The following is a 3,836-nucleotide window of genomic DNA, read 5'->3' on the forward strand; positions in this document are numbered from 1 at the left end:
AAGCGCTGCAGGTCCAGCGGGCTCGACACCACCAGGCGGATCTTCTTCTTGGTGTGCGCCAGGATCTCGTCCACCCAGGCCACGTCCAGCGGCTCGCAGGTGGCGATGGTGATTTCGGTCAGGCTGACCTGCACCGGCAGGGCCTTGCGGCGCTCGGCGTAGTTGATGGACATGACCTCGGCCACGCGGGCGACGTCCACCTTGAGCGGGTCGATGCGCAGGTAGGACAGGCCCACGCGGCGGGCCAGCCATTCCGTGAGGGGTTCCAGTTCCAGCGCGGCGCCGGTGTCGGCCCGGGTCAGCGCCATGCCCGACAAGCGCACCAGGGCGTGCTGGGCGCTGTCACCCGCAGCGAAACGCTGGGTCACGCGCTCGGCGTCGGCGGGGGTGATGAGGCCGTCTTCGAGCAGCCAGGTCAGCAGCTGGCGCCAGGCCAGCGGGCCTTTGGGCAAATCCTTGCCCTGATCGGCGTGGGCGCGCGGGGTGGCGCGGGAGGCAGAGGTCGAGCTCATGCAGCGGAGGCCTTCTTGCGGGATGGCTTGGGGCCGGCGGACTGGGCTGCCGCTGGCTTGTCGGACTTGGACACGGCGGCAGCCGGCTTCCACGCCGACAGCAACTTGACCCATTTTCGCGCGGGCAGCGCAAAATGGGTCTCCAGAGTTTCGGCACGTTGCGCCAGCACTTCCCTTGTCGGCATGTCGACGCCCTTCCAGGCCAGCACGATGGTGTTGCCATCCGACGTGGGCTTGAAAACGGCGACGTGGTCCTCGCCGAAGGCGGTGGCGATGCGTCGGGCGCTGCGCTCGAAGCTGGCTTCGCGCCCGAAAAGGTTGACGGTCATGACCCCGCCATCGTCGAGCACACGCCAGCAGGCCTGGTAGAAGGCCTCGTCGTCGAGCGCAGGGCTGGCGGCTTCGTGGTCGTACAGGTCAACGCTCAGGGCATCGGCTGATGCGATGTGGGCGTCGTCGCGCACGTATCGGTCGGCATCGCCCTGGATGACCTGCAGGCGATCGTCGTCTTCGGGCAGGTGGAACCAACTGCGGCAGACCTGGATGACCTGAGGGTTGAGCTCGACGACCGTGGTCGGCAGGCGCAGCTCGCTGTGGCAGAACTTGGTCAGGGCTGCAGCGCCAAGGCCCAATTGCAGGCAGCGGGTGCCAGGCAGGTGCTCGGGCTCTCGCAACAGCAGCCAGGCCATCATGCGCTGGATGTACTCCAGCTCCAGCTTCTGGGGTTTGCGGATGCGCATGGCGCCCTGGATCCAGGGCGTGTCAAGGTGCAGAAAGCGTACCCCTCCTTGTTCGGAGATGGTGGCTTCGGGCAGGGCAGGTTGGCGGGCACGTTTCACCTCGGCGAGTGTGGCACAGTCAAAGGCATGCCTTCTGCGTTGATCCGCACCGCGGCGATGTGCGCCGCACAGCCTCCGGCCGAGCCTGCAAGCGCCCCATCGCCTGCAAAGGCCACGTTGGCTTCAAACACCGAAACCCGGCGGCTGAGCGGCCTGGACCCGGTGGCTGGCCCGGGCGCTCGCCTGCTCATCCTGGGCAGCTTCCCGAGCGAAGCGTCACTGCGGGCCCAGCAGTACTACGCCCACCCACGCAACCACTTCTGGCCCATCCTGTCAGCCATCTGGGGGCTGGAGGGCCTGCAGGCGTTGAGCGCCCTGCCCTACGCAGAACGCGTGCCCATCGCCATGGCCCACGGCGTGGCCATCTGGGACGTGTACGCAGGGTGCGAACGCGAGGGCAGCCTGGACAGCGCCATTCGCTGCGCGCAGCTCAATGACCTGGCCGCCCTGCAACGCCGCTTGCCAACGCTGTGCGGCATCGCCCACAACGGCGGCGAATCGGCCCGGCACATGAAGCTCACGAAGGCGCTGGGGCTGCCCGTGTGTCAACTGCCCTCCACCAGTCCGGCCAACGCCTCGTGGTCTTTCGAGCGCAAGCTGGCAGCCTGGCGCGAGGCGTTCGAGCGCTTCGGGGTGGCCGCGCCATGAGGGCCATCCAGCGGCACCTGGGGCTGCGCCTGCTGTGGCCCTTCCTGTTGATGGCGCTGGCGGCCTGGGGCTTCCTGGAAATCGCCTCAGAGGTGCTGGAAGGCAGCACGCGTTCGGTGGATCGGTGGATCCTGCAGCAGCTGCGAACGGGCGAGCACGGCCAGACACCCGTGGGACCGGTGTGGCTGCAAGAGGCCATGCGTGACATCACGGCGCTGGGCGGACCGGCCGTGCTGGCGCTGACGGTGGGCGCCGTGTGGAGCTACCTCGTCATGGCCGGGCAACACGCGATGTCTTGGCTGGCGCTGGGCTCCGCCGTGGGCGGGCTGGCCATGGCCTCGGGGCTGAAGGTGATCTTCTCGCAGTCGCGGCCGGATGCCATCTTTCACGCCACGGTGGCCTCCGGCTACAGCTTCCCGAGCGGGCACACCATGATGTCGGCGATCGTCTACCTGACGCTGGCGGCCCTGGTGGCGCGGCTGGTGCCACGCACGCGCTTGCGCCTGCATGTGATGGGAACGGCTGCGCTCCTGACTGGCCTGGTGGGGGTCTCTCGCGTGTACCTGGGTGTCCACTGGGCGTCCGACGTGCTCGCGGGCTGGGCGGCTGGCGCAGCCTGGGCGCTGCTGTGCTGGCTGACGGCCAGCCACTTGCAATTGGGACAGGAGCGCAGCCGATGAAGGGGCACCGTTTCATCGACCGCTTGGGCTTTGCCTGGGCGGGCCTGCGGGCCGCCTGGCTCACTGAGAAAAGCCTGCGCACCCACGCACTGGCCACGCTGGGCGTGGCGGCGACCCTGCTGTGGACGCGTGCGCCACCGCTGTGGTGGGCGCTCATGGCCCTGACGGTGACCCTGGTGGTGGCAGCCGAACTGCTCAACACGGCCATCGAAGCGCTGGCCGATCGCCTGCACCCTCAACGGCACGATGCCATCAAGCTCACCAAGGACGTGGCGGCTGCTGCGGTGCTGGTCACCAGCGTGGGGGCATTGCTCGTGGGTGCGGCGTTCACCGTCGATCAGGTCTGGCCACTGCTGAGCGGCTGGCTGCGGTAGGCGCTTGCATCGCCCTGACCGTGCCCATGTCAACAGCGGATGGCGGCCAGCTTCGGCAAGGCTTTGAGGGCGTTCGCGGTGGTGATGCGCTGCGTTTCTGCCAGGCTCCAGCCGCGCAAAGCGGCCAGGGTCTGGGCAATGCGGGGCAACTCGGCAGGCTCGTTGCGGCTGCGCAGGCCCTGCGCTCGCTGCTCGGCGGTGCGGTAGAGCCAGTGCGGCGGGATGTCCGGGGCATCGGTTTCCAGCACGATGGCTTCGGCAGGCAAATCGGCCGCCAGGCGGCGGATCTGCAGCGCCCGCTCGAAGGTCATCGCGCCGCCAAAACCGAGCTTGAAGCCCAGCTCGATGAAAGCCTGAGCCTGCTGTTCGCTGCCATTGAACGCATGGGCGATGCCGCCAGGCACCGGGCGACCTGCATCGCGCAGGCGGCGCAGGTGCTTGAGCAAGCCGTCGGCGCTTCGGCGCACGTGCAGGATCACCGGGAGTTGACAACGCACGGCCAGCTCCAGTTGAGCCGAGTAGATGCGCTCTTGCAAGGCCCGACTGGCCTCGTCCTGCAACCCGGGCACGAAGTGATCTAGGCCAATTTCACCGATGGCGACCAGGCGATGGTCGTCCCGCCATCGGCGCAACGCCAGCTCGAGTTGCTCGAGCGCGTCGTGGGTCACCTGGTGAACGAACAAGGGGTGGGTGCCCAGCGCGTAGGCGCCCCGACAGGCATGCGCAGCCTGGCGCGCAGCTTCAAACGTACCGGGCGTCACGGCCGGGACCACCTGCAGGCCC

At 68.4% G+C, this 3,836-nt stretch carries 5 protein-coding genes and 1 pseudogene; 3 read left to right on the plus strand and 3 right to left on the minus strand.

From position 1 onward, the window contains the following. Positions 1-512, minus strand: a pseudogene (locus B2W70_RS03925) (type II/IV secretion system protein); the annotation flags it as partial. Further along, positions 509-1,351: a spermidine synthase gene (locus B2W70_RS03930; RefSeq protein ID WP_286743064.1), complete on the minus strand. Its 843-nt coding sequence runs from the start codon at positions 1,349-1,351 to the stop codon at positions 509-511. The pseudogene B2W70_RS03925 and the gene B2W70_RS03930, both read right to left, overlap by 4 nt. Positions 1,352-1,468: 117 nt before the next feature. Here B2W70_RS03930 and B2W70_RS03935 point away from each other — a divergent pair, with 117 nt between their 5' ends. The 3 genes from B2W70_RS03935 to B2W70_RS03945 are packed head-to-tail and all read left to right on the plus strand — an operon-like array spanning position 1,469 to position 3,053. Beyond that, positions 1,469-1,999, plus strand: coding sequence for a DNA-deoxyinosine glycosylase (locus B2W70_RS03935; protein WP_286743065.1), 531 nt, complete (start codon positions 1,469-1,471; stop codon positions 1,997-1,999). Continuing rightward, positions 1,996-2,679, plus strand: coding sequence for a phosphatase PAP2 family protein (locus tag B2W70_RS03940; RefSeq protein ID WP_286743067.1), 684 nt, complete (start codon positions 1,996-1,998; stop codon positions 2,677-2,679). Before B2W70_RS03935 ends, B2W70_RS03940 begins: the two co-directional genes overlap by 4 nt. Beyond that, positions 2,676-3,053, plus strand: coding sequence for a diacylglycerol kinase (locus B2W70_RS03945; RefSeq protein WP_286743070.1), 378 nt, complete (start codon positions 2,676-2,678; stop codon positions 3,051-3,053). Before B2W70_RS03940 ends, B2W70_RS03945 begins: the two co-directional genes overlap by 4 nt. Positions 3,054-3,082: 29 nt before the next feature. On the opposite strand, the gene B2W70_RS03950 is transcribed toward B2W70_RS03945, so the two are convergent. After that, positions 3,083-3,836 (minus strand): TatD family hydrolase (locus tag B2W70_RS03950; protein ID WP_286743072.1); only part of this gene is annotated, 754 nt, incomplete at its 5' end.

The sequence above is a fragment of the Aquabacterium sp. UBA2148 genome (assembly GCF_002328915.1).
GTDB classification, from domain to species: domain Bacteria; phylum Pseudomonadota; class Gammaproteobacteria; order Burkholderiales; family Burkholderiaceae_C; genus Aquabacterium; species Aquabacterium parvum.

Excerpts from the sequence above, each read along its gene's own strand:
- B2W70_RS03940 (WP_286743067.1), top strand. The coding sequence starts at position 1,996 with ATGAGGGCCATCCAGCGGCACCTGGGGCTGCGCCTGCTGTGGCCCTTC.
- B2W70_RS03945 (WP_286743070.1), top strand. The coding sequence starts at position 2,676 with ATGAAGGGGCACCGTTTCATCGACCGCTTGGGCTTTGCCTGGGCGGGC.